This is a genomic window from Methylobacterium ajmalii (assembly GCF_036448855.1).
Taxonomy (GTDB): Bacteria; Pseudomonadota; Alphaproteobacteria; order Rhizobiales; family Beijerinckiaceae; genus Methylobacterium; species Methylobacterium ajmalii.
This window is the reverse complement of sequence record NZ_JAZFXT010000024.1, coordinates 111,947-136,670: the sequence shown is the minus strand read 5'-3', so window position 1 is coordinate 136,670 and position 24,724 is coordinate 111,947. Positions and strand designations below refer to the sequence as shown.

The following is a 24,724-nucleotide window of genomic DNA, read 5'->3' as shown; positions in this document are numbered from 1 at the left end:
CGATGCGGCTGCTCCGGCGCGGTCTCCTGCGGGCCTCGGCCCGCCTCCTCGCCCTCGCGGCGGTGGCCGCCGGCCCCGCGGCGGCCGCGCCGGAGCGGGTCGTCAACGTCTACAACTGGTCGGACTACATCGACCCTAAGATGCTCGACGCCTTCACGCGCGAGACCGGCATCAAGGTGGTCTACGACACCTACGACACCAACGAGATCGTCGAGACCAAGCTGCTCGCCGGCCGCTCGGGCCACGACATCGTGGTGCCCTCCGGTCCGTTCCTGCAACGCCTGATCAAGGCGGGCGTCTTCCAGCCCCTCGACAAGGCGAAGCTGCCGAACCTCAAGCACGCCTGGCCCGAGGTGACCGCGCGGCTCGCGGTCTACGATCCGGGCAATGCCTACGCGGTCGACTACATGTGGGGCACGACCGGGATCGGCATGAACACCGCCCTGGTGCGGGCCCGCCTGGGCGCGACCCAGCCGCTCAACACCTGGGACATCGTCCTGCGTCCCGAGCTCGTCGCCAAGCTCAAGGATTGCGGCGTCACGATGCTGGACGCTCCCGAGGACATCTTTCCGAGCGTGCTCCAGGCGATCGGGCTGAAGCCCGACACGCGGCGGGTCGACGACCTCGAGAAGGCCGGCGAGGCTTTGTTCCGCATCCGCGGCGCGGTGCAGAAATTCCACTCCTCCGAGTACATCAACCAGCTCGCCAACGGCGACGTCTGCCTGTCGGTCGGCTATTCGGGCGACGTGCTCCAGGCCCGCCGCCGCGCCCGCGAGGCGAAGAACGACGTCGACATCGCCTACGTCATCCCGCAGCAGGGCGCGCTGATGTGGTTCGATTCCTTCGCGATTCCGAAGGACGCCCCCCACGCGGCGGAGGCGCACGCCTTCATCGACTTCATGATGCGGCCGGAAGTTGCGGCGGCCAACACCAACTTCGTCGCCTATGCGAGCGGCAACCTCGCGGCCAAGGCCCTGGTCAAGCCAGAGATCCTGTCGGATCCCGGGATCTACCCGGACGACGCCACGTTCCGGCGCCTGTTCACCAACACCGCCTACGACGACCGCACGCAGCGGCTGGTGACCCGGCTCTGGACCCGGGTGCGCACCGGGCGCTGAGGCCCCGCTCACGAAAAAGGCCCGCTCCTCTCCGGAGCGGGCCCCTCTCGCGCGTCCCGTTCACCCGCCGCGCGGGCGGGATCGCGTCCCGGCATCAATCCTTGAGGTCGTCCGGCACCTTGCCGCCGTTCTCCTCGAGCTTCTTGATCACCTGCTTGTGCAGCCACACGTTCATGGTGGCCGAATCCTCGGTGTCGCCGGTGTAGTTCAGCTCCTTGGCGAGCTCCTTGCGGGACGACAGGCTGCTGTCGAGGTGGAGCAGCTTCATCAGGTCGACGATCGAGGTGCGCCAGTTCAGCGGCTGGCCGGCCTTGCCGGCGAGGTCGTTGAGCACCGCCTCGACGTCGACCTTGCCGTCGACCTTCGGCACCGCGCCGCCGGACGCCGCGTCCGAGCCGCCGCCGAGCGCCCCGCCCGCCGAGGACGTGTCGGTCTTGGGCGCATCACCCGACGTCTGCGCCTGGGCGTCGCCGCCGCCGAAGGGGTGCAGGATCTTGCTGACGATCGTCCCGAGCAGGCTCATCGTGTCGTTCTCCGTCTGGGGCTAGCGTGGCGCTGCCCGCATCCGCGCGGGCGAAAGGCGGGCACGCTCGGCCTTGCGGCAGGCTAACGAACGGCCCCGCTCACCGTTCCGTGAAGCGCGCGTCCGCGACCATCCCGGCGCTGCACGCCGCCGCAGGATCGGTTAAGGACGGGCCGGAAGGCGGGCCGGGCGCGTGGCGCCGGCCGCGACGGGAATCGCGTGGGAGCGGCATGACAGGGGATCCGATACGCCGGGCGCTCGACGACGTCTGGTACTGCGTCGGCGAGAGCCGCAGCGTCCGGCCCGGCGGCATGCGGTCGGTCAGCCTCGGCGAGGAGGCCGTGGTGGTCGGGCGGGAGGAATCGGGCGCGCTGTTCGCCCTGCGCGACCGCTGCCCGCATCGCGGCATGGCGCTATCGGCCGGCCGGATCGTCGACGGCAACCTCGTCTGCCCGTTCCACGGCTGGCAGTTCCGGCCCGACGGCGCCTGCGCGGCGATTCCGGCGCTCGCCCGCCGGGACGACGCGAATTTCGCCTCCGTCCGCCTCGCCCGCTTCGCGGTGACCGAAAAGGCCGGCCTGATCTGGGTGCATGCCAGCGCCAACCCCGCCGGCGCCGCCCCGGAGACGGTTCCGCCGATCCCGGAGGTCGATTTCGACTATTGCGGGCAGCTCGTCGAGATCCTCGAGGTCGAGGCCTCGTTCGACCTCGTGGCGCTGAGCTTCGTCGATCCGGCGCACGTCGCCTACGTCCACGATTCGTGGTGGTGGCGCCCCTCGAAGACCATGAAGGAGAAGGTGAAGCACTTCGCGCCCTCGCCCTTCGGCTTCACCATGACGAGCCACACGGCGAAGACCGCCTCCCTTGCCTACCGCCTGCTCGGCTCGATCCCCGAGGTCGAGATCGAGTTCCGCCTGCCGGGCGTGCGGCTCGAGCGGATCACCGCGGGCGAGAAGCGCCTGGCGAACTACACCTTCGCCGCACCGCTGGCGAACGGCCGCACCGCGCTCATCAACGCGATGTACTGGAACATCCCCGCTCTCAACCTGCTGAAGCCCGTCGCCCGGCCGCTGATGCGCCAGTTCCTCGGCCAGGACCGCGACGTGCTCCAGATCGCCCAGCGCGGCCTCGACCGGAAGCCCGCCATGGTGCTGATGGGCGAGAGCGACGTGCAGTCGCAATGGTATTTCAGCCTCAAGCGCGAGTTCCTGCGGGCGCGCGAGGCGGCGGCGCCCTTCGTCAATCCGCTCGAGCCGCGGGAGCTGCGCTGGCGCAGTTGAACGACAATACGGGTTGTCCGACACGGGATCGGCGGCGAGTGCGCGGCGTTGCCGTCGGGGAAGGGCGGTCCAGAGGTGGATCGAGCGCTCGTCAGTTCTGTCCCGCGCCGCGACAACGGCAGGAAATTCCAGGGCCGTGCCGTTCGGCGCTATCGCGGACGCGGCCTTTCGAATTATCCCGTCCGCTCAGCCTTCCGGGGGACACGGATGTCAGGCGACATCTTCCGCATCGTTTACAAGAGCACCGCCGCTCATCCGCCAGAGGCGATGCTGGGACAGGGCCACATCGCGTCTCTCCTTGGCGCCGCCCGGCACCGCAACCGCCTGGCGGACGTGAGCGGCGTGCTGGTCTATACCGGACTCGGCTTCTTCCAGGTGCTGGAGGGCCGGCGCGCCGCCGTGCAGCCGATCTTCGAGTCGATCCTGGTCGACCGGCGCCACCACACCCTGGCGGTGATCGAAATGGATTTCGCCGCCGAGCGGCGCTTCCCGGGCTGGAACATGGGCTTCCTCGGCACCAGTGCGGAACTCGACAAGCGATTGAACGGCGACGGGTCCTGTCCCGCCGGCGGCCCGAAGGCCCTCGACCAGCTCCTGCGGCGGGCGCTGCTGCTCCTCGTCGACAGCCCGATCAGCACGCCCTGGCATTCCGGCGCAGCCGGCCAAGACGCCGCCTCCGGGAGCTCCGCACGCTCTTACCGCTGAAACCGGTCCCATCCGGCCCGACACACGGCACTCGCGCACGCCCCGTCGCGATCCGTCTCTCCCACCCTCGACCTCGTCCCGAGGTCGGGGGATCGGACATCCGACACGCCGATCGGGGCTCGTTCATCGGATGCACTCGAGCAGGCTCCGAGGTCGGCAGGTCGAATGTCTTTCGGGATACCCCGTCGTGCGGCGTGCTCACCCCGCCCGCGCGGACGGCTCGGCGGCGAGGAGCGCCACCGCGACCGCCGGCCCACAGGTCGACGCGAAGGCCGCCGCGTCGGGGGCAAGGCGCGGCGCGATCAGGTCGCTCAGCTCCTCGGCGGGCCGCCCGAGGCGGGCGGCGAGGCGGGCGGCGACGAAGCGGCCGGCGCCGCAGATCACCACCGGCGCCTCCTCCGGCATTTCGCCCCGGGACAGGATCGTGGCGGCGGCATCGTGCAGGAGCCTCAGCTGCGCCTCCGCGAAGACCCCCGCGAGGCGGATCCAGTCGGCGGAGGAACCCTCGTGGCGGTCCCGCCCGATCATCCGTGCCAGGCGGATCTCGGTCTCGGGGATCGACTTGCCCTTGAGGTCGGCGGTGTCCTGCTGGTCCTCGGCCTCCGGCAGATCGGAGAGGAGCCGGTAGGCGTCCGCCGTGGTGGCGAAGCACTCGGCCATCAGGGCGGTGCGACGGCCGCGGAACGGGACGGCCTGCGCCAGCGCCAGGAGCGGGGTGCGCACCACCCCGGTATAGACGAGTTCCCCGGTCTCCAGCCGCTCGGCATCGCTGTAGCCGACGGTGCGGGGCTGCCCGTCGAGGATCGGGATCAGGTCGCCGGTGGTCGAGCCGAGATCGACCAGCAGGGCTGCCGGCCGGAGGCGGCCGACGAGGGCCGCGGTGGCGTGCCAGTTGGCGCTGGCGACATCGGGCGTCTTCGTCCCCGCCTCCCCGGGCGCCACGAAGCCGGCGCGCCCGGCATAGACCGCGACGGCGCCCGGCAGGTGCGTGCCGGCCCAGCCGGCGATCTGCGTCACGCCGTCGGCGCGGTCGGAGAAGCAGTCGGTCAGCTCGCCGGTCATCGTCACGGCGTGGTGCCCCGGCTGGCGCGCCCAGTCCGGCAGGGCCGCGACCGAGGTTTCCAGCGCCGGCAGGCCGTTCCAGAGCGGGCACGGCACCTGGACCACCGCCTGGACGCGCCCGCCCTCGACCAGGGCCGCCTTGACATGGACCCCGCCGAAGTCCCAGCCGATGATGCGCTCGCGCGAGGAAACGGAAGGGACGGAGGAATGCGGATCAGTCACGGTCGATTCTCGGTCGCGGCGCGTCGGGACCGGGTCGCATGAGCGGCGCTCCCTTCGCAACCCGGACCGAGGTGGTGCCGGTCCTCGACCTGCGCGGCGGCCTCGTCGTGCGGGCCCGGGCCGGGGACCGCGACGCCTACGCGCCGATCGTGACGCCGCTCAGCCCCGGCCCCGTTCCGGCCGACGTCGCCCGCGGCCTGCTCGCCGCCTGGCCGGCGCGCCGGCTCTACGTCGCCGACCTCGACGCGATCGTGGACGGCGCCCCGCCGGATCTCGGCGTGCTGCGGGCGATCCTGGCCGCCTGCCCCGGAACCGAACTCTGGGTCGATGCGGGGTTTTCGGGCGAGGCCGGCGTCACGGCGTTCCTGGCCTCCGGCCTCGGCCGGCCGGTGCTCGGCAGCGAGAGCCAGGTCGACGACGCCCTGGTGCGCCGCATCGGCGACCGGGCGGTCCTCTCCCTCGACAGCCGGGACGGCGCGCCGATGGGACCGGCGATCCTGCACGAGGACCCGTCCGCCTGGCCCCCGGAGGTGATCGTGATGACGCTCGCGCGCGTCGGCAGCGGCGCCGGGCCGGACCTCGCGGGCCTGCGGGCGCTCAGGGCGCGGGCGCCCCACGTCGCCTTCTACGCCGCCGGGGGGCTGCGCGGGCCGGAGGACCTGCCGGCCCTCGACGAGGCCGGGGCCGCCGGCGTGCTCGTCGCCAGCGCGATCCACGACGGGCGGCTGCGGGCCTGAGCGCCGCCATGCGCGCGGCGGCATCCCCGCCCGACATGGCCGCGCTTGTTCCCTCGCCGCTCGCGTGCTCCGCTTGCCGCGACGCCGATCCAGGACCCCGCGATGCCCGCCAACGATCTCGTGACGATGCGTGCCACCGACCTCGCGCGGGCGATCCGCGACCGGGCCGTCTCGGCCCGGGAGGTGATGCAGGCCCATCTCGACCAGATCGCCCGCCACAACCCGGCGGTGAACGCCATCGTATCCCTTCGCGAGCCCGACGCGCTCCTCGCCGAGGCCGAGGCGGCCGACCGGGAACTGAAGGAGCGGGGACCGCGCGGGCCGCTCCATGGTCTGCCGCACGCGGTCAAGGACCTCTCGCCCACCGCCGGCCTCCGCACCACCCACGGTTCGCCGCTGTTCCGCGACACCGTGCCGGAGGCCGATGCTCTCCACGTCGCGCTGCTCAGGGGCGCCGGCGCGCTGCTCATCGGCAAGACCAACGTGCCGGAATTCGGCCTCGGCTCGCACAGCACCAACCCGGTCTTCGGCCCGACCCGCAACGCCTACGACCCGGCGAAGGCCGGCGGCGGATCGAGCGGCGGCGCCGGGGTGGCGCTGGCGATGCGGATGGTGCCCCTCGCCGACGGCAGCGACCACGGCGGCTCCCTGCGCAACCCCGCCGCCTGGAACAACGTGCTGGGGCTGCGCCCCGCAGCCGGCCGCATCCCGAACGGCACCGAGGAGGTCTTCCTGCCCCAGCTCGGGGTGCTCGGCCCGATGGCGCGCTGCACCGCCGATCTCGGCCTGCTCCTCTCGGTCCAGGCCGGGTACGATCCCCGCACCCCGACGGCCTTCCGCGAGGATCCCGCCGCCTTCGCGGTGCCGCGGCCCCGCGACCTGAAGGGGCTGCGGATCGGCTGGATCGGTGATTTCGGCGGGCACCTCCCCTTCGAGCCCGGCGTGCTCGCCCTCTGCGAGGACGCCCTGCGGGTCTTCGCCGGCGAGGGCGCGGCGGTCGAGCCGGTGCTCCCGGACTTCGACCCGGAGGCGATCTGGCAGAGCTGGACGCGGCTGCGCCAATGGATCATCGGCGCGACCCTCGCGGTGCATTGGCGGGACGAGGAGAAGCGCACCCTGATGCGGCCGGAGGCGATCTGGGAGGTCGAGCAGGGCCAAAAGCTCTCGGCCTTCGACGTCCACGCCGCCAGCGTCACCCGCACCGCCTGGTATCACTGCGTGCGCGGGCTGTTCGAGCGCTTCGACGTGCTGGCGATGCCCTCGGCCCAGGTCTTCCCGTTCGCGGCGGAGGAGACCTGGCCGCGGGAGGTCGGCGGGCGCGCCATGGACACCTATCACCGCTGGATGGAGGTGGTTGTGCCGGCCACGCTCTCCGGCTGCCCGACGATCAGCCTGCCGGCGGGCTTCAGCGCGGCCGGCCTGCCGATGGGCCTCCAGCTCATCGCCCCGAACCGCGGCGAGGCGGAGCTGCTGGCCATCGCGGCGGCCTACGAGGCGGTCACGGGCTTCGACCGGGTGCTGCCGCCGGCCCTGCGCGGCTGATCCCGGCGACCGATCACGGCGGCGTGAACGAGATAGGCTGCCTGCTCCGCTTGCCGCCTGTGAGGGCTCCCGGCATACATGGCGAGCAACAAGCTCGGCCACGCCGCAACGGCCGAGGTTCGGAGGAAATCCCGATGAAGCCCTTCCTGCTGGCGCTCGCCGCCGGCGTCTCCTTCGCGAGCGCCGCCCTGGCCCAGGACACGACCGCCGGGGACACCAAGGCCAAGGTCGACAACCTGGAAAAGCTCGGCAGCTTCAAGCAGACCGGCGTCGCCGAGCCGGCGCCGATCCCGCAGACCGGCCGGCGCGCCGACGCGATCAACAAGACGCTCCAGAAGATCAAGGTCCCGGACGGGTTCAAGATCGAGCTCTACGCCGTCGTGCCGGACGCCCGTGCGATGGCGGTCGGCCCGAATGCCGGCGTGGTCTTCGTCGGCACCCGCAAGTCCAAGATGTACACCGTCACCGACCGCGACAAGGACCGCGTCGCCGACGAGGTCAAGGTCTACGCCCCGGGCGTCGACTTCAAGATCCCGAACGGCGTCTGCTTCTCGCGCGACGGCGTGCTGACGGTGGTGGAGCAGAACCGTGTCCTGGCCTTCCCGGCCGCCGAGTTCTTCTACGAGGGCACGGACGGCCCGGCCGTGGTGGTGGTCAAGCAGGGCGAGCTGATCCCGCCGGCCGAGGAGAGCTACAACCACACCGCCCGGATGTGCCGCATCGGGCCCGACGGCAAGCTCTACGTCTCGCTCGGCCAGCCCTACAACGTACCGCCCAAGGACAAGGCCGACCTCTACGCCAAGACCGGCATCGGCGGCATCATCCGCATGGATGCCGACGGCAAGAACCGGGAGGTCTACGCCACCGGCATCCGCAACTCGGTCGGCATGGACTTCGCCCCCGACAAGACCCTGTGGTTCACCGACAACCAGGTCGACGGCATGGGCGACGACCAGCCGCCGGGCGAACTCAACCAGATCACCAAGCCCGGCCAGAACTTCGGCTTCCCGTGGTACGGCGGCGGCGGGGTGCGCACGGTCGAGTACAAGGACGACAAGGTTCCGGCCGACGTCGTGGCGCCCAAGGCCGAGCTGCCGCCCCACGCCGCCGACCTCGGCATGATCGTCTACAAGGGCAAGTCGTTCCCGGAGAAGTACCGCGGCGGCATCTTCACCGCCGAGCACGGCTCTTGGAACCGCACCACGCCGATCGGCGCCCGGGTGATGTACGTGCCGGTCAACAAGGACGGCAGCGCCGGCAAGCCCGAGCCCTTCGCCGAGGGCTGGCTGACCGAGGGCGGCGAGTATCTCGGCCGCCCGGTCGACGTCGCGACCCTGCCCGACGGCTCGCTGCTCGTCTCCGACGACACCGCCGGTGCGATCTACCGCATCTCCTACGAGAAGTAGGTTTTTCGGAGCGGGGCGGCCGGAGGGCCGCCCCGCTTCCCTCTCAAGGAGACGCCCATGACCCGCGCCCTCGCCCTCCTGCTGCTCCTCGCCGCGACCGCCCCGGCGGCGGCCGGCGACGCCAAGGCCGGCCGGGCCAAGGCGATCGCCTGCCAGGCCTGCCACGGCCTCGACGGGCTCTCGAAGCTCCCCGACGCGCCGAACCTCGCCGGCCAGGTCGAGCCCTACCTCGTCAAGGCGCTGACCGAGTTCCGCAGCGGGACCCGCAAGAACGAGGTGATGTCGGTCGCCGCCCAGGAGTTGTCGGATGCCGATATCGCCAACCTGGCGGCGTATTACAGCGGCATCCAGATCGACGTGATCCCGCCGGGCTGAGTCGCGTCCGCTAGAGCACTTCACGATCGCGCTGCAACACGGCACACGACAGCGACGTGAATCCGCGATGATTATCTCTCCCATCCGCGACCTCATCCCGAGGCGTTAGTCGATCGAAGATCGAATGACCTCGAAGGAGGGCTCCAGAAGTCTCCGCGATCCCTGGAGCCCTCCTTCGAGGCTCAGCGATCGTCGATCGCCCGCACCTCAGGACGAGGTGGTGTATGGGAAAGCCTTGACGCAGAAACGCTTCACGCCCCTGTCGTGTACCGTGGCGTTGCAATCGTGAAGCTCGTCAGGCCTTTGATTTTGCCGCATTTTCTACGACGAACCGGCATCCGCTTCGTCGGAAAATGCTCTAGTCGCCGCCCCCACCCCCGCATCCCCCGCAGCCGCCTCCGCCACTGCCGCCCCCGTCCCCACCGCTCCCGCTGCTGTCGCCGCCTCCGCTGTCGGTGACGAAGAAGCGCCGGAGCGACGCGAGTTCGGTGCCGGCGAGCGCCGCCGCGCCGCCCAAGGCAAAGGCGAACGGGATCTCGTGGCGCAGGGGCGCCCGGGCGGAGCGGGCGTGGCGTGCGCGGTGGCGTTCGAGCGCCCGCGCGCCGGCCGTCGTGCAGGTGATCGGCCGGATGTGAAGGAATGTCGCGGCGACGACCGTCGCGATCATCAGGCCGACGAGATAGCCGACCGGGCGCCCGGTGCCGGCGACCCAGGCGACCTTGGCGAGGCCGAGGGCCAGCACCAGCGCCACGGCGCCGAGCGAGACGACGAGCGTCCGGCGGCGCTGCTCGGCGCTCGGGCACAGGCCGCGCGCGGCGAGCCGCTCCGCCAGCCGCTCGGTCGGTGCGCTCAGCCTGCGCATCAGCTGGCCGCGGGTCGTCAGCCCGTCCGGCGGCCGGAAGGGCGCGAGGTCGGGCGGCAGGGCGATGCCCCGCGCATCGATCCAGATTCCCCGCGGCGGGTCGATGCGTCCCGCACCGGACGTGTGGAGGGCGAGCGCCGTCACGTCGGCCACCCGGTCAGGGCCGCCGGCGAGATAGGCGAGGTCGGGCAGGCCGAGATCCGCGTCCGGCGCCGATCGCACGGTCTGCCGGCAGCGCGCCCGCGCGACGATTCCGACGAGGAGCGCGCCGGCGGTCAACGTCCCGTCGAGCCACAGGAACGGCGGTCCCGGCCAGTCGAGGGGGTTGAGCGGCAGGGCGAGCGCCGGCCGCGGCGCGAGGAGGAGCGTCCCGGCGAGCCCCGGCAGCAGGACCCGGCCGAGGCGCGGCAGGCGGAGGATGGAACGGGGGACGACGAGCGAACGCCGCGTGTCGACGGTGCGGTAGCGCGGCCGGCGGCCGAAGCGCTCCCCCGCGCCGGGCCACAGGGCGGGATCGGGCGGGCCGAAATAGGCCTCGTGGCGGGCGAGCGTCGCGGCGTATTGCCGGGCGTAGCGGGCCTGCTCCACCGGCCCGCCGGAGGTCGGCTCATGATGGAGGGCGGTGCGCAGGACCGCCCCGCACCACACCTCCCAGTAGTCGCGCGAATAGGTGAGGTGGAGGTGCCAGACCTCGTCCACCTCCTCGCTCGGCGTGACCGGCTCGCGGCCGTTGCAGGCGAGGAAGCAGAACCGGCGATAGGCCTCGACCGCCGCCCGCGCGAAGGCGAGGGACCAGTCCCGGTCGCGGGCGAGCCGCCGGGTGAAGTCGAGGGCCCGGTCCGGGTGCTCGAACGGGTGCGCCCGGATACGCGCCCAGAGAGCGCCTTCCGCGTCCGACCAGGTTGCGGGCAGGATGCACGGCATGACACCCCCAAACGCCGACGGTGATCCCCGTCGTCAGGGTAACGCGTCCGGGTGCGGAAGGCTCGGCCGGACGCGCCCCGTCTAACCGTTCATCCGCGCGATCACCGCCACCGGCCCGCCCCCGTCCGGCCCCTGGTGCTCGGCCCCACCCGAGACGAACAGGTCCGTCCGGCCGATCGCCGCGGCGGCGACCCCGCCGACCAGCGCCCGGGCGTGGCGCGTGGCGTTGATGTCGCTGTCGTCGTTCATGATGTGGCGGCGGCCGCGGATCAGCCCGTCGCCGGTCGGCTCGGCCTTGGCGAGCAGCGCGACGACGCGCTCGGCCGCCTCGGGCGGGAGCTGGCCGGAGGCCGGCAGGCCGAGATCGGCGAGCGCGCCCTGGATCGCCGGAAGATCGATGCCGTCGCGCATCACCCGGTGGGCGATGCGCAAGGGGCCGCTCCAACCCGGCGCGTTGCCGAGCACGATCACCTCGTTGCGCATCAGCTCGATCCCCGCCGAGGCGCTGGCGCGACCCGAGAAAAGGTCGGGGCGGGTGCCGATCACGCTATCGTCGAGGGCCTCGCCCGGGATCTCGCCGAGCGCCAGCCCGATGCCGAGCGCCGAGGCGCCCCGCGACAGGCCCATCGACGCGTAGGTGTCGTGGGTGGACACGTCCTGCCCGCGGGCGGCCGCCTCCTGGATGCGGGCGCTGGTGAGGAGCGGGCACTTCACCTGGACGAAATGCACGTCGGCCGGGTCGGTCAGGCCCGCCGCCGCCATGGCGCGCGCCACCGCCGCGGCGGTCGCCCGCACCTGCGCCATGCGGCCGATCTCCTCGGGGAGAAAGTCGTCCGTGAAGGCGGTGCCGACCGCGAGCGCCGTGCCGGGACCGCCGGCCCCCTCGCGCCGGGCGACGACCAGCAGGTGGGGCGAGAGCCCGCCCTCGGTGCCGCCGGACATCACGAGCGCGACCCGCGCGCCGATCTCGGCCGGGGTGAGCCCGAGCCGGGCGCCGAGCGCGGCCTCCAGCGCCATCACGGCGAGCGACCGGGTGAAGTCGTTGACGCAGCCGTTGCCCTCGGTCTTGCCGAACACCGCGACGACCTCCTCCGGGGCGAGGGCGCCGGAGGCGAACAGGGCGTCGAGGCCCGAGACGTCGGCGGGGTGCCGGGTCGGCACGCGGAAGACGAGGCATTCGGGCATCGCGGGTCCCTGACTTTTCTTGACGGGAGGATGGATCTTGGCGGGAAGATGGGCCCGCATCGCCCTGCAACTTCGTCGCCAACCCGCGCCGATGCGCCGTCCCGGGCGGCCGACGATGCGCCGGCGCCACAAGCCTGGCCATAACCGCCGGGCGATCCCGCGGCCCGGGTAGCCGGCTTGGGGGCGGATGCGCTAGTCTGGGCTCCCGCGCCCGGGAGAGCCGCCACCCGATGCCGAACCCGTTGAGCCGCATTCGGCCCGCCGTGTCCGCACGGGCGTGCTCCCCCGCCAGTTCCTGTGCCGGGACGGCCGCGTCCTCGCGGATCGCGACGCGCGCCTGATGGGGGTCCCCTTCCCCCCGCCCGGCGCGTCCCCGCAGCGGGTGCTGATCTACTCGCACGACACGTTCGGGCTCGGCCACCTGCGCCGTGCGCGGGCGATCGCGCACGCGCTGGTGGCGGAGGCGCCGGAGCGGCGGGTGGTGATCCTGTCCGGCTCGCCGGTGAGCCACGCCTTCCGGTTCGCCCCGGGAGTGACCTGCCGGCGCCTGCCGGGCGTGACCAAGCTCGCCTCCGGCGAGTACCAGAGCCTCGGGCCCGGCCACGGCCTCGACGAGGTGGTGGCGACCCGCGCCGCCCTGATCCGCCACGTCGCCGAGCGCTTCGATCCCGACCTCTTCCTCGTCGACAAGGAGCCGGCGGGCTTCCACGGCGAGGTGCTGCCGGCGCTCCACCGGCTCAAGGCCCGCGGCTGCCGGCTGGTGCTGGGCCTGCGCGACGTCCTCGACGATCCGGACCTGCTGGCGCCCGAATGGGAGCGCAAGGGCGCGCTCGCGGTGCTGCCGCTCTACGATTCGCTCTGGGTCTACGGCCTCGAGGCGATCTACGCGCCCCTCGACGGGCTGACGCTGCCGGCGGGGGTGTCCGGGCGCCTGACCTATACCGGCTACCTCCGGCGCGAGGCGCCCGAACCCGAAGGCTCCGAGGCGGCAGCACGGGAGCCGTTCCTCCTCGTCACTCCGGGCGGCGGCGGCGACGGGGTCGAGCTGGTCGAGGCGGTGGTGCGGGCCTACGAGGCGCATCCCCTGGAGCACCCGGCGCTCGTGGTGTTCGGGCCGTTCTTCCCGGCGGCCGAGCAGGCCGACCTGAGCGCCCGCATCGCCGCCCATCCCCGGCTCTCCTCCCTCGGCTTCGATGCCCGGCTGGAGCGGTTGATGCGCCGGGCCGCCGGCGTGGTGGCGATGGGAGGCTACAACACCTTCTGCGAGATCCTGTCCTTCGATCGTCCGTCCCTGATCCTGCCGCGGGTCCGGCCCCGGCGCGAGCAGCTGATCCGGGCCCGGGCCGCCGCCCGGCTCGGCCTCGTCGGCGTGATCGAGCCCGGCGACGCCGACGAATCCACGGCGAACGAGACCGCCCGGATGGCGGAGGCGCTCGCCGCCCTGCCGCACCGGCCCGCCCCCTCCGCGCGGCCGATCCCCGGCCTCCTCGACGGCCTGCCGGCGATCCGCCGTCTCGCCGCCACCGCCGACGCCGCCTGCGTGGCGGCCGAGTAAGCCCTCCTCTCCCGAACCCCCGACCGTATGCCCCCGCTCCGCATCTCCGTCCTCGTCAAGGGCTACCCGCGCCTGTCCGAGACCTTCATCGCCCAGGAGCTGCTGGGGCTCGAGGCGCGGGGCCTCGACCTCGCGATCTGGTCGCTTCGCCGCCCGCATGACGGCGCCGTGCATCCGATGCACCGCAAGATCCGCGCGCCGGTCTCCTACCTGCCCGAATACCTCTACCAGGCGCCCTGGCGGGTGCTGCGCGGCGCCGTCTCGGCCCTGCGCCGGCCGGGCCTGTGGACCTTCCTGGCGCTCGCCCGCCGCGACCTCGCCCGGGACTTCACCGCCAATCGCGGCCGGCGCCTCGGCCAGGCCCTGGTGCTGGCCCGCGAGTTGCCGGCACAGACCGACCACATCCACGTCCACTACCTGCACACCCCGGCCTCCGTGGCACGCTACGCCGCCGCGCTGACCGGGCGGCGATGGAGCGCCTCGGCCCACGCCAAGGACATCTGGACCACGCCGGACTGGGAGCTCGCGGGCAAGCTCGACGATCCCCGCCTCGCCTTCGCGGTGACCTGCACGGCGGCGGGCGCGGCGCGGCTGCGCGAGGTCGCGGCCGGGCCGGACCGGGTCTCGCTCGTCTATCACGGCCTCGACCTGTCGCGGTTTCCCCCTCCCCCGGAGTCCCGCCCGGCGCGGGACGGGTCGGACCCGGCCGATCCCCTGCGGGTCGTCAGCGTCGGCCGCGCGGTGGCGAAGAAGGGGTTCGACGACCTTCTGGACGCCCTCGCGGCCCTGCCGCCGGACCTGCACTGGCGCCTCGCCCATGTCGGCGGCGGCGAGGAGCTGGCGGCGTTGCGGGCCAAGGCCGCCGCGCTCGGCCTCGGCCAGAAGGTGGTCTTCCTGGGAGCGAAACCCCAGCCCGAGGTGGTGGCGCTCCTGCGCGAGGCCGACCTGTTCGTGCTGCCGGCCAAGCGCGCGCCCTCGGGCGACCGGGACGGGCTGCCCAACGTGATCATGGAGGCGGCCTCGCAGGGGCTCTGCGTCGTCGCGACCGACTTCGCCGGCATCCCCGAATTCCTGCGCGACGGGATCGAGGGCCGGCTGGTGCCGCCGGGCGACTGGGGCGCGCTCTCGAACGCCGTCAACCTGCTGGCCCGCGATCCCGCCGAGCGGACCCGCCTCGCCGCCGCGGCGCTCGCCCGCCTCGAGGCCGAGTTCGGCGCCGAGGCCGGGTTCGACACCGTCGCGCGCCTGCTCGGCGACGCGGCCCGGCGATGACCCGCGTCGCCTTCTACGCGCCGCTCAAGGCCCCGGACCACCCGGTGCCCTCCGGCGAGCGCACGATGGCGCGGCTTCTCCTGCGGGCGCTGGCGGCGGCGGGCTTCGGCCCGGAGGTCGCCAGCGCCCTGCGCACCCGCGATCCCGGCGGGGCGCGGCATCCGGGCGTGAGGGAGGAATCGCTGGCCGAGGCCGGACGCCTGATCGCCGCCTGGTCTTCCGACCCGCCCGCGCTCTGGTTCACCTACCACGTCTACTACAAGGCGCCGGACTGGATCGGCCCGGCGGTCGCCGCGGCGTTCGGCATCCCCTACGTGGTGGCGGAGGGGTCGCGTTCGCCCAAGCGCGCGAACGGCCCGCACGCGCTGGGCCATGCGGGCGCGGAGGCGGCGCTCGATGCCGCCGACCTGATCCTGGTGATGAACCGCCGCGACCGGCCGGCGCTCGAGGCCGCGCGGCCGGCGCGCCAGGGGCTGGCGGAACTGCCGCCCTTCCTCGACTTGGCGGAGTGGCCGACCGGAGCGGCCGACCGGGTGCGCGGTCCCCTGCGCCTCCTCACCGTCGCGATGATGCGCGAAGGCGACAAGCTCGCCTCCTACCGGCTGCTGGCCGAGGCGCTGGCGCGGCTCGGCGACCTCGACTGGACCCTCGACGTCGCCGGCGACGGTCCGGCCGCGGCGGCGGTGACGGACCTGCTCGCCCCGTTCGGCGCCCGGGTGCGCCGGCACGGCGCGGTGGCGCCCGATGCGCTCTCGACCCTCTACGCCACCGCCGACCTCCTGGTCTGGCCGGCCGTCAACGAGGCCTACGGCATGGCGCTCCTGGAGGCGCAGGCCCATGGCTGCCCGGTGGTGGCCGGCGCCTATGGCGGCGTGCCGGACGTGGTGCGGGACGGGCTGACCGGCCGGGTGACGCCCCCCGGCGACGCGGCCGCCCTCGCCGCCGCGATCCGCACCCTCGCCGACCGACCCGACCGGCTCGCCGCGATGCGCGCGGGCGCCCTCGCCTTCGTGCGCGAGGAGCGCAGCCTCGACCGGGCCGCCGCGATCCTGCGCGACACGCTCTCCCCCCTCCTGCAGGCACCCCGGGCATGAGCCGGATCCTGATCGCCGTCACGCACCTGCTGGGCGCCGGGCACCTGACCCGGGCGGCCGCCCTGGCGCGGGCCTTCGCGGGCGCCGGCCACGCGGTGACGCTGGTGTCGGGCGGGATGCCCGCGGCCCTGCCGCGCCTCGACGGCGTGCGCCTGGTGCAGCTGCCGCCCCTGCGCATCGTCGGCACCGCCTTCACCACGCTGCTCGATCCCGACGGCGCGCCCGTGTCGGCGGAGCGCCTGGCCGCGCGCCGCGACGGCCTCGTCGCCGCCTTCGCCGAGGCCGCACCCGACGCGGTGATCACCGAGCTCTACCCGTTCGGACGCCGGGTGCTGGCACCGGAATTCGAGGCGCTGGTCGAGGCCGTGCGGGCGGCCGTTCCCCGCCCCCTGCTCCTCGCGTCGATCCGCGACATCCTGGCGACCCCGAGCCGCCCGGATCGCATCGCCGCCACCCATGCGCGCCTGACCGCCTACGACGCCGTGCTGGTCCACGGCGATCCCGCCTTCCTGCCGCTCGACGCCTCCTGGCCGGTCACGCCGGATCTGGCCCCGCGCCTGCGCTACACCGGCTACGTCGACGACGGCGAGGCCGTGCCCGCGCCGAACGGTCCGCGATCCGGCATCGTCGTCTCGGGCGGGTCGAGCGCCGCCGGCCTGCCGCTGCAGGAAGCCGCGGTCGCCGCCGCCATCCTCACGCCCGGCCTGTCCTGGCGCATCCTCGTCGGCCGCGCCGTGCCCGAGCCGGCCTTCGCCGCCCTGCGGGACGCCGCGCCCGCGAACGCGGTGGTCGAGCGGGCGCGGCCGGATTTCCGCGCGCTGCTCGCCGGGGCGGCGCTGTCCGTCAGCCAAGCCGGCTACAACACCGTGCTCGACCTCCTGCGGAGCGGCTGCCCGGCCGTGCTGGTGCCGTTCGAGGCCGGCCACGAGACGGAGCAGCGCCTGCGCGCCGACACCCTCGCGGCCCACGGCCTCGCCCGGGTGCTGCCGGAGGGCGCGCTGACGGCCGAGAGCCTGGCCGGGGCGGTCCAGGCCGCTCCGCTGCCGGGCGTGCGCCACGCCATCGCGTGCGACGGGGCACGGCGGAGCGTGGCGATCGTCGCGGCGATGCGGGATGGCGCCGGTTCCCATCTCAGCCTTCCTCCATCCATCGACTTCACTCCCCTCACCGAGGCGCTGGACCGCGCCGCGGGCGAAGGCCGCGCGATCGCGCTCTGGTGGCGCGACGACGACGCGGTCGCCCACACCCCGGCCCTCGATCGCCTGCTCGCCCTGGCGGCCCGCACCGGCTGGCCGGTGGCGCTCGCCGCGGTGCCGGCCCGGGCCGAGCCGTCGCTGGCGGCGCGGCTCGCCGACGAAGCCGGGGTCGACCTCCTGGTCCACGGTCTCGCCCACGCCGACCACGCCCCGCCGGGCGCCAGGAAGGCCGAGTTCGGCCCCCACCGCCCCCTCGCGGTCTTGCGGGCCGACGCCGCCGAGGCCCTGGCGCTCGCCCGCGCCCGCCTCGGCCCCCGCCTGCTGCCGGTGCTGGTGCCGCCCTGGAACCGTCTCGCCCCCGACCTGCCCGGGATTCTGCCGGGGATCGGCTATCGCGGCCTCTCGGCCGCAGCCCCCGTCGCCCCGGTGCCCGGCCTGGTCCAGGCCCATGCGGCGGTTGACCCGGTGGCCTGGCGCTCCGGCGGCGGGCTCGCCGACCCGGACGGCGTGATCGACCGGGCGGCCGCGGCGGTCGCGGGCGGCGGCCCGGTCGGGCTCCTCACCCATCACCTCGTGCAGGACGACGCGACCTGGGCGTTCTGCGCCCGTTTCCTCGACCGCCTCGCGGATCGTGCGGCCAAAAGCTGGCCTCCGACAATATCGCGCGCCGCCGCATTGTTTGCGAACCCGCCGCTGCCCGTGTCACAACCGGGCCCTATCTTCCGCGGTGATCCGGGGGCGCCCCCGCCCCGAGAGGACAGCACGGCATCAGGATGACGGCTCCGCTCCTGTCGATCCGCGACCTCCGGGTCGATTTCTCGACCGATTCCGGCGCGTTCCGGGCGGTCGACGGCCTGTCCCTCGACGTGCCGGCGGGCCGCACCGTGGCGCTCGTCGGTGAGTCGGGCTCGGGCAAGTCGGTCACCGCGCAGGCGATCCTGCAGATCCTGCCGAAGGTCGCGCGGATCTCTGGCGGGAGCATCCGCCTCTCCGATCCGGCGGGTCCCGCCGGCGGCACCGACATCGCGGCGCTCAAGGCCGATTCCGCCCGCATGCAGGCCCTGCGCGGCGGGCGCATCGCGATGATCTTCCAGGAGCCGATGACCTCGCTGTCGCCGCTCCACACCGTCGGCGACCAGGTCACCGAGGCCCTGCGCCTCCACGCCGACGTCTCGGCCGACCAGGCCAGGGCGAGGGCGATCGAGGTGTTCGACCGCGTCGGCTTCCCGGATCCGAAGCGGGCGCTCGTCACCTACCCGTTCGAATTGTCCGGGGGGCTGCGCCAGCGCGCGATGATCGCGATGGCGCTGATCACGAGGCCGGCGCTCCTCATCGCCGACGAGCCGACCACGGCGCTCGATGTCACCACGCAGGCACAGATCCTGGAGCTGATGCGCGAGCTGCAGGCCGAGACCGGCATGGCGATGCTGCTCATCACCCACGACCTCGGGGTGGTGGCGAACATGGCCGACGACGTGGTGGTGATGTATCGCGGCCGGGTGATGGAGGCGGGCTCGCGGGAGGAGATCTTCCGCCATCCCGGCCATCCCTACCTCAAGGCCCTGATGCGGGCGGTGCCGCGCTTCCACATGGCGCCCGGCGAGCGGCTGACCCCGATCCGCGAGGTGAGGAGCGCGGTGCTCGCCCGCAAGGCCGGCGAGCCGCACCGGCCCGATCCGGCCGGACCGCTCCTGGCCATCGAGGGCGTGCGCAAGTCCTTCACCCTGCGCTCGGGCTGGTTCAAGGGGAAGACCCGCACCATCAACGCCGTCAACGGCGTGTCCTTGAGCCTGCATCCGGGCCGAACGCTCGGCCTCGTCGGCGAGTCGGGCTGCGGCAAGACCACCCTGTCGAAGGTGGTGATGCGGGCCCTGCGGCCGGACGCCGGCACCGTGACCTTCGACGACGGCTCGGGGCGCGGCCCCCGCGACGTCTTCGCCCTCAAGGACCGGGAGCTGAAGGATTTTCGCCGGGCGGTCCAGTTCGTGTTCCAGGACCCGTTCTCGTCGCTCAACCCGCGCATGACGGTCTACGAGCTCCTGACCGAGCCCCTGCGCATCCACGGCGTCGGCACCGCCGACGAGCGCTACGAGCGCGCCAAGGAACTCCTGGACATGGTCGGGCTCGACCAGGCGTCCCTGCGGCGCTACCCGCATGCCTTCTCGGGCGGCCAGCGCCAGCGCCTCGGCATCGCCCGGGCGCTCGCCCTGAAGCCCCGGGTGCTGCTCTGCGACGAGCCGGTCTCGGCCCTCGACGTCTCGGTCCAGGCGCAGGTGCTCAACCTCCTGAAGGACCTGCAGGCGAGCCTCGGCGTCTCGTACCTGTTCGTCTCCCACAACCTCGCGGTGGTCGACTACATCGCCGATACGATCGCCGTCATGTGCCGGGGCTACATCGTCGAGGAGGCGTCGAAGGACGCGCTCTTCAAGAACCCAGCCCACCCCTACACCCGGGCGCTCCTCGCCGCCGTGCCCGAGCCCGACCTCGACCACCCCCTCGACCTGAAACTCCTGATGAGCGACCGGTTCTCCGACCCGGCGAGCTGGCCCGAGCCCTACCGACTCACCGGCGGCGCGGCCGGCACCATGACCGAGATCGAGCCCGGGCACCGCGTCCGGGTCGCCGGCCCGGCGAGCCGGCAAGCTGCCTGAACCACGCCGCCCGACCTGACGTACGAGACCCCGATAGAGCCCCCGATGTCGAACGGTGCCGCCCTCCGCCCCCACCCCCTCGTCGAGCGGCTCCGCCGCCGCTTCCTCGGCCGCCTGTTCGACCGCCTCGGCTACGATCTCGTCCCGGCGGTGTCGGACTGGAACCACCGCCCGCTCTCCGGGCCGGAGACCGACGCGCTGATCGCCGCCGCCGCCGCGCGCCTCGACGCGGACCTGGCGCAGGCCGGGCTCGCCCTGCCGGGCGGCGCGGCATCCGCGGTCGCGACCTTCTGGGACCTTATCGCGACGGCGCCGGTCGCGCAGAAGCGCGGCGGCAACGGCTTCAACGGCGCGCTCCAGCTCTACGTGCTGATGCGGGCGCTCGCCCCCGAGGTGATCGTCGAGTCGGGGGTGTTTCGCGGGCTGACCACCTGGGTGATGCGCCAGGCCTGCCCGCAGGCCGAGATCTTCTGCTTCGATCCCGACCTCTCGGGCCTGCGCTACCGCGATCCGCGCGCGCGCTACCACGCCGTCGACTGGTCGACCGTGAGCCTGCCGCGCCTCGACCCGGACCGGGCGGTGGGCTTCTTCGACGACCACATCAGCCAGGCCCGCCGGGTGCTGGAGGCCCGCGAGCGCGGCCTGACGCGCCTCGTCTTCGACGACGACGCCGCCGCCCACCGGCTCCACGCCCACGGCGGGCCCGCCTTCCCGACCATCGCGATGCTGACCGCCCCCCGCTCCGGCGAGCCGGTGCGCTGGCGCCGCAACGGCCGCGAGTTCGTCTACCGGCCCGACGACCCGGAGGCGGAAGGAGCCCGCGCGGCGATCGCCGCCACCCACGCCTTCGACGACCTGCACGCCGCGACCGGCTACTCGCCCACCCGCATCACCTGGGTGCGCCTGCACGGGAGGGACGGGACATGACGATTGGGATCCGACGCCCTTTCACACGCACTGCCGTTCTGGCCATTTTGCTACCCTTGCTCGGTAGCACGGCCCTCGCCGAATCCCCGTCCGACCGCCTGCCCAAGCAACCCCTGGTCGTCGATCCCGTCGCCCACGGCCGCCAGGTCGGCAAGCCGGGCGGCGACCTCGTCACCCTGGTCTCGAAGGCCCGGGACATCCGCTACATCTCGACCTACAGCTACACCCGCCTCGTCGGCTACGACGAGACGCTGGGGCTGAAGGCCGACATCCTCGAAAAATTCGAGAACGACGGCGACAAGGTCTATACCTTCACGATCCGCGACGGCCATCGCTGGTCCGACGGCCAGCCCTTCACCGCCGAGGACATCCGCTATTGGTGGGAGGACGTGGCGCTCAACAAGGAGCTGAGCCCGTCCGGCCCGCCGGAATTCATGCTGGTCGACGGGCAGCTGCCGCGCTTCGAGGTGCTCGACCCGCTGCACGTCCGCTTCACCTGGGACAAGCCGAACCCGCGCTTCCTGCCGGAGCTCGCCTCCCCGCGCGATCCCTTCATCTACCGTCCGGCGCACTACCTGAAGAAGTTCAACGTCAAGTACACGCCCAAGGCCGAGATCGAGCCCCTGGTGAAGCAGGCTAAGGTCAAGGGCTGGGCGGCGCTGCACAACCGGCTCGACGCGATGTTCGAGCAGACCAACCCCGACCTGCCGACCCTCCAGCCCTGGCGCGTGACCAACACCGCGCCCGCCGCCCGCTTCGTCTTCGTGCGCAATCCCTACTACCACCGGGTCGACACCAACGGGCAGCAGCTGCCCTATCTCGACAAGGTCAACATGGACGTGGCCGCCGGGGGCCTGCTCGCCGCCAAGGCCAATGCCGGCGAGGCCGACCTCCTGTTTCGCGGCCTCAACATGGAGGACATCCCGATCCTGCGCGAGGGCGAGCGCGCCAAAGGGTACCGGACCCACCTCTGGCCGACCGCCCGCGGCTCGGAGCTGGCGCTCTACCCCAACATGACCGTCACCGACCCGGTCTGGCGCGCGCTCAACCGCGACCTGCGCTACCGCCGCGCGCTGTCGCTCGCCATCGACCGGCGCACCCTCAACAACGCCCTGCTGTTCGGGCTCGGCACCGAGGGCAACGACACGGTGGTCGAGGAGAGCCCGCTCTACCGGCCGGAATACCGTACCCTCAATGCCGGCTACGACCCGGGGCAGGCCTCCCGGCTCCTCGACGAGATCGGCCTGACCCGGCGCAACGGCGCCGGCATCCGCCTCCTGCCCGACGGGCGCGAGCTCGAGATCGTGGTCGAGACCGACGGCGAGAGCAGCATGCTCACCGACGGGCTCACCCTGATCTCGGAGTTCTGGCGCGAGGTCGGCGTCAAGCTGTTCGTCAAGCCGCAGGACCGCACGGTATTGCGCAACCGCGCCTATTCGGGCGCCGCCGTGATGGTGGCCGCGCAAGGGCTCGACCTCGCGATGCCGACCGCCGACATGTCCCCCGACGAGCTCGCCCCGGTCCACCAGGACACCTATGCCTGGCCGAAATGGGGCCAGTACGTCGAGACCAAGGGCAAGGAGGGGGAGGCCTGCGACATCCCCGCCGCCAAGGTGCTGATCGACCTCAACGCCCGCTGGATGGCCACCGCCGACAACGCCGAGCAGGCGAAGATCTGGGGCGAGATGCTGCGGAACCGGGCCGAGAACCAGTGGGTGATCGGCACCGTCTCGGGGGCGCTGCAGCCGGTCGTGGCCAAGACCCGGCTGCGCAACGTCCCCGACAAGGAGACCTACAGCTGGAAGCCGACCGCCCTGATCGGCATCTACCGCATGGACGAGTTCTACTGGGGCCCGACCCCGAAGGAGGCCGCGCGGTGATCCGCTACCTCGCCCGCCGCCTCCTCACCATGGCGGCCACGCTCCTCGTCATTTCGGCGCTGGTCTTCGTCATCATCAAGCTGCCACCCGGCGACTTCCTCACCAACCAGATCGCCGAGCTGCGCTCGCAGGGCGAGGCGGCGTCCGTCGCCAAGGCGCAATTCCTGATGCAGCAATACGGCCTCGACCGTCCGGTCTGGGAGCAGTACCTGCGCTGGATCGGGCTGTGGCCCAATCCCGAGGGCGCCTTCAACGGGCTGATCCAGGGCAACTGGGGCTGGTCGTTCGAGTACGATCGCCCGGTGCGCGAGGTGGTGGGCGATGCGCTCTGGCTCACCCTCGTGGTCAATCTCGCCGTGGTGGTGTTCGTCCACCTCGTCTCGATCCCGATCGCGATCTACTCGGCGACGCGGCAATACTCGCTCGGCGACTATGTGGCGACCTTCATCGGCTATATCGGGCTCGCCACCCCGTCCTTCCTCCTGGCGCTGGTGATGCTGTTCTACGCCAACCGCTGGTTCGGCGTGTCGATCGGCGGGCTCTACGACAGCGCCTATGCCGGCCAGCCCTGGACCTGGGAGAAGGTCCGCTCGCTCATGGCCCACCTCGTCGTGCCGACCCTGGTGATCGGGCTTGGGGGCACCGCCGCGATGATCCGGCGGATGCGCGCCAACCTCCTCGACGAACTCGGCAAGCAGTACGTCGTCACCGCCCGCGCCAAGGGCCTGCCGCCGACCCGGGCGCTGATCAAGTACCCGTTCCGGATGTCGCTCAACCCGTTCATCGCCGATATCGGCAACCTCCTGCCGCACCTGATCTCGGGCTCGGTGCTGGTGTCGCTGGTGCTGAGCCTGCCGACCGTCGGGCCGATCCTGCTCGCCGCCCTCAAGAGCCAGGATCAGTTCCTGGCCGGGTTCATCCTGATGTTCGTGGCGATGCTCACGGTGATCGGCATGCTGATCTCCGACCTGCTGCTCGCCTGGCTCGATCCGCGCATCCGCCTCGGAGGGGACGGCCGATGAACCTGGAGTTGCGCGACCGGCCGCCCCACTACGTCGATCCCGCGCCCTTCGACCCCGGCCGCACCGAACCGGTGGGGGCGGAGAGCAGTGCCGTCGACCGCGCCTCGTCCTGGCGCCTGACCTGGTGGAAGTTCCGCAAGCACCGGGTCGCGGTGGCGGCGGGGCTGATCCTGATCGCGTTCTACGCCCTGATCCCGTTCGTCGAGGTGATCGCGCCCTACAACCCGGCCAAGCGCCACGGCGACTTCCTCTACGCGCCGCCGCAATCGATCCACCTCTTCCACGAGGGCCGGTTCGTCGGGCCCTACACCCATCCCTACCATTTCACCTTCAACATCGAGACCTTCCACCGCGACTACACGGTGGACCGCAGGACAGTGCAGCCGCTGCGCTTCCTCTGCCGGGGCGACGCCTATGCCTTCTGGGGCCTGATCGACACCGACTGGCACCTCGTCTGCCCGCCCGAGAACGGCACGATGTTCCTGCTCGGCACCGACCGGCTCGGGCGCGATCTCCTCTCGCGGATCGTCTCGGGCACCCGGATCTCGCTCACGGTGGGCCTCGTCGGCATCGCGGTGTCGTTCGCGCTGGGGCTCTTCTTCGGCGGGCTCGCCGGCTATCTCGGCGGCTGGGTCGACAACGTGATCCAGCGGGTGATCGAGATCCTGCGCTCGCTGCCCGAATTGCCGCTCTGGCTCGCGCTCTCGGCGGCTTTGCCGCCGAACTGGAGCCCGATCCTGGTCTTCTTCGGCATCACGCTGATCCTCGGGCTCCTCGACTGGCCGGGCCTCGCGCGGGCGGTACGCTCGAAGCTCCTGGCCCTGCGCGAGGAGGATTACGTCCGCGCCGCCGAGCTGATGGGCGCCTCGAAGACCCGGATCATCGCCCGGCATCTGATCCCGAACTTCATGAGCCACCTGATCGCCTCGGCGACGCTGTCGATCCCCTCGATGATCCTCGGCGAGACCGCGCTGTCGTTCCTCGGCCTGGGCCTGCGCCCGCCGGTGACGAGCTGGGGCGTGCTCCTCAACGAGGCGCAGAACCTCGCCGCGGTGCAGCTCCATCCCTGGCTGCTGGCGCCGATCCTGCCGGTGGTGATCGTGGTACTGGCCTTCAACTTCCTGGGCGACGGCCTACGCGACGCTGCCGATCCGTACCACTAGAGAGCTTCACGATCGCGTTGCAA

General features: G+C 72.6%; 20 protein-coding genes. 16 read left to right on the top strand and 4 right to left on the bottom strand.

The features are described from left to right. Positions 1 to 8 precede the first annotated feature (8 nt). The gene (locus tag V3T34_RS10985) at positions 9 to 1,118 is read left to right on the top strand and encodes a polyamine ABC transporter substrate-binding protein (RefSeq protein ID WP_407942693.1); all 1,110 of its coding nucleotides are present in this window, start codon (positions 9 to 11) and stop codon (positions 1,116 to 1,118) included. A 94-nt stretch (positions 1,119 to 1,212) separates the two neighbouring features. Here the strand turns inward: V3T34_RS10985 and V3T34_RS10980 are convergent, their stop codons facing one another. Next, positions 1,213 to 1,641 carry a DUF3597 domain-containing protein gene (locus tag V3T34_RS10980; protein WP_060848621.1) on the bottom strand — a complete coding sequence of 143 codons (429 nt, stop codon included), beginning with the start codon at positions 1,639 to 1,641 and terminating at the stop codon, positions 1,213 to 1,215. A 230-nt stretch (positions 1,642 to 1,871) separates the two neighbouring features. On the opposite strand from V3T34_RS10980, the gene V3T34_RS10975 reads away from it, so the two are divergent. Next, positions 1,872 to 2,921: an aromatic ring-hydroxylating oxygenase subunit alpha gene (locus V3T34_RS10975; RefSeq protein WP_305076696.1), complete on the top strand. Its 1,050-nt coding sequence runs from the start codon at positions 1,872 to 1,874 to the stop codon at positions 2,919 to 2,921. Positions 2,922 to 3,128: 207 nt separating this feature from the next. Next, positions 3,129 to 3,626 carry a BLUF domain-containing protein gene (locus V3T34_RS10970; RefSeq protein WP_305076697.1) on the top strand — a complete coding sequence of 166 codons (498 nt, stop codon included), beginning with the start codon at positions 3,129 to 3,131 and terminating at the stop codon, positions 3,624 to 3,626. A gap of 198 nt (positions 3,627 to 3,824) precedes the next feature. On the opposite strand, the gene V3T34_RS10965 is transcribed toward V3T34_RS10970, so the two are convergent. Then, the gene (locus V3T34_RS10965; RefSeq protein WP_305076698.1) at positions 3,825 to 4,910 is read right to left on the bottom strand and encodes a hydantoinase/oxoprolinase family protein; all 1,086 of its coding nucleotides are present in this window, start codon (positions 4,908 to 4,910) and stop codon (positions 3,825 to 3,827) included. Between the two features lie 38 nt (positions 4,911 to 4,948). Between V3T34_RS10965 and V3T34_RS10960 the strand changes: the two genes are divergently transcribed. From V3T34_RS10960 to V3T34_RS10945, 4 genes are all read left to right on the top strand, one after another. After that, entirely contained in the window at positions 4,949 to 5,647 is a 699-nt protein-coding gene (locus tag V3T34_RS10960; RefSeq protein ID WP_305076699.1) for a HisA/HisF-related TIM barrel protein, read from the top strand. A 102-nt stretch (positions 5,648 to 5,749) separates the two neighbouring features. Continuing rightward, entirely contained in the window at positions 5,750 to 7,189 is a 1,440-nt protein-coding gene (locus tag V3T34_RS10955) for an amidase (RefSeq protein ID WP_305076700.1), read from the top strand. Between the two features lie 134 nt (positions 7,190 to 7,323). Continuing rightward, complete coding sequence (locus V3T34_RS10950) at positions 7,324 to 8,595, top strand: PQQ-dependent sugar dehydrogenase (protein WP_305076701.1); 1,272 nt, start codon at positions 7,324 to 7,326, stop codon at positions 8,593 to 8,595. Between the two features lie 57 nt (positions 8,596 to 8,652). Further along, positions 8,653 to 8,970 carry a c-type cytochrome gene (locus tag V3T34_RS10945; protein ID WP_060848615.1) on the top strand — a complete coding sequence of 106 codons (318 nt, stop codon included), beginning with the start codon at positions 8,653 to 8,655 and terminating at the stop codon, positions 8,968 to 8,970. 358 nt (positions 8,971 to 9,328) lie between these two features. On the opposite strand, the gene V3T34_RS10940 is transcribed toward V3T34_RS10945, so the two are convergent. Both V3T34_RS10940 and atzD read right to left on the bottom strand, forming a co-directional pair. Beyond that, positions 9,329 to 10,756 (bottom strand): TIGR04222 domain-containing membrane protein, encoded by a 1,428-nt coding sequence (locus tag V3T34_RS10940; RefSeq protein WP_305076702.1) that lies wholly within the window; start codon positions 10,754 to 10,756, stop codon positions 9,329 to 9,331. A gap of 81 nt (positions 10,757 to 10,837) precedes the next feature. Further along, entirely contained in the window at positions 10,838 to 11,941 is a 1,104-nt protein-coding gene (gene atzD / locus V3T34_RS10935) for a cyanuric acid amidohydrolase (protein WP_331369163.1), read from the bottom strand. Positions 11,942 to 12,281: 340 nt separating this feature from the next. Here atzD and V3T34_RS10930 point away from each other — a divergent pair, with 340 nt between their 5' ends. Genes V3T34_RS10930 through V3T34_RS10890 form a run of 9 tightly spaced genes read left to right on the top strand, consistent with a single transcriptional unit; the run spans position 12,282 to position 24,701 of the window. Then, on the top strand, positions 12,282 to 13,496 hold the full coding sequence (locus V3T34_RS10930; protein WP_305076704.1) for a glycosyltransferase family protein: 1,215 nt from the start codon (positions 12,282 to 12,284) through the stop codon (positions 13,494 to 13,496). A 27-nt stretch (positions 13,497 to 13,523) separates the two neighbouring features. Next, positions 13,524 to 14,768, top strand: a complete 1,245-nt coding sequence (locus V3T34_RS10925) for a glycosyltransferase (RefSeq protein ID WP_305076705.1) — start codon at positions 13,524 to 13,526, stop codon at positions 14,766 to 14,768. Further along, positions 14,765 to 15,862 carry a glycosyltransferase family 4 protein gene (locus V3T34_RS10920; protein ID WP_305076706.1) on the top strand — a complete coding sequence of 366 codons (1,098 nt, stop codon included), beginning with the start codon at positions 14,765 to 14,767 and terminating at the stop codon, positions 15,860 to 15,862. The genes V3T34_RS10925 and V3T34_RS10920 overlap by 4 nt, the downstream gene beginning before the upstream one ends. Beyond that, positions 15,859 to 17,835, top strand: a complete 1,977-nt coding sequence (locus V3T34_RS10915) for a glycosyltransferase (protein ID WP_305076707.1) — start codon at positions 15,859 to 15,861, stop codon at positions 17,833 to 17,835. Before V3T34_RS10920 ends, V3T34_RS10915 begins: the two co-directional genes overlap by 4 nt. Beyond that, complete coding sequence (locus V3T34_RS10910) at positions 17,832 to 19,709, top strand: ABC transporter ATP-binding protein (RefSeq protein ID WP_305076708.1); 1,878 nt, start codon at positions 17,832 to 17,834, stop codon at positions 19,707 to 19,709. Before V3T34_RS10915 ends, V3T34_RS10910 begins: the two co-directional genes overlap by 4 nt. 45 nt (positions 19,710 to 19,754) lie before the next feature. After that, positions 19,755 to 20,636 (top strand): hypothetical protein, encoded by an 882-nt coding sequence (locus V3T34_RS10905; RefSeq protein ID WP_305076709.1) that lies wholly within the window; start codon positions 19,755 to 19,757, stop codon positions 20,634 to 20,636. Further along, the gene (locus V3T34_RS10900) at positions 20,633 to 22,516 is read left to right on the top strand and encodes an ABC transporter substrate-binding protein (protein ID WP_305076710.1); all 1,884 of its coding nucleotides are present in this window, start codon (positions 20,633 to 20,635) and stop codon (positions 22,514 to 22,516) included. Before V3T34_RS10905 ends, V3T34_RS10900 begins: the two co-directional genes overlap by 4 nt. Continuing rightward, positions 22,513 to 23,538, top strand: a complete 1,026-nt coding sequence (locus V3T34_RS10895; protein WP_305076711.1) for an ABC transporter permease — start codon at positions 22,513 to 22,515, stop codon at positions 23,536 to 23,538. Before V3T34_RS10900 ends, V3T34_RS10895 begins: the two co-directional genes overlap by 4 nt. Further along, positions 23,535 to 24,701, top strand: coding sequence for an ABC transporter permease (locus V3T34_RS10890; RefSeq protein WP_305076712.1), 1,167 nt, complete (start codon positions 23,535 to 23,537; stop codon positions 24,699 to 24,701). The genes V3T34_RS10895 and V3T34_RS10890 overlap by 4 nt, the downstream gene beginning before the upstream one ends. Positions 24,702 to 24,724: the final 23 nt, after the last annotated feature.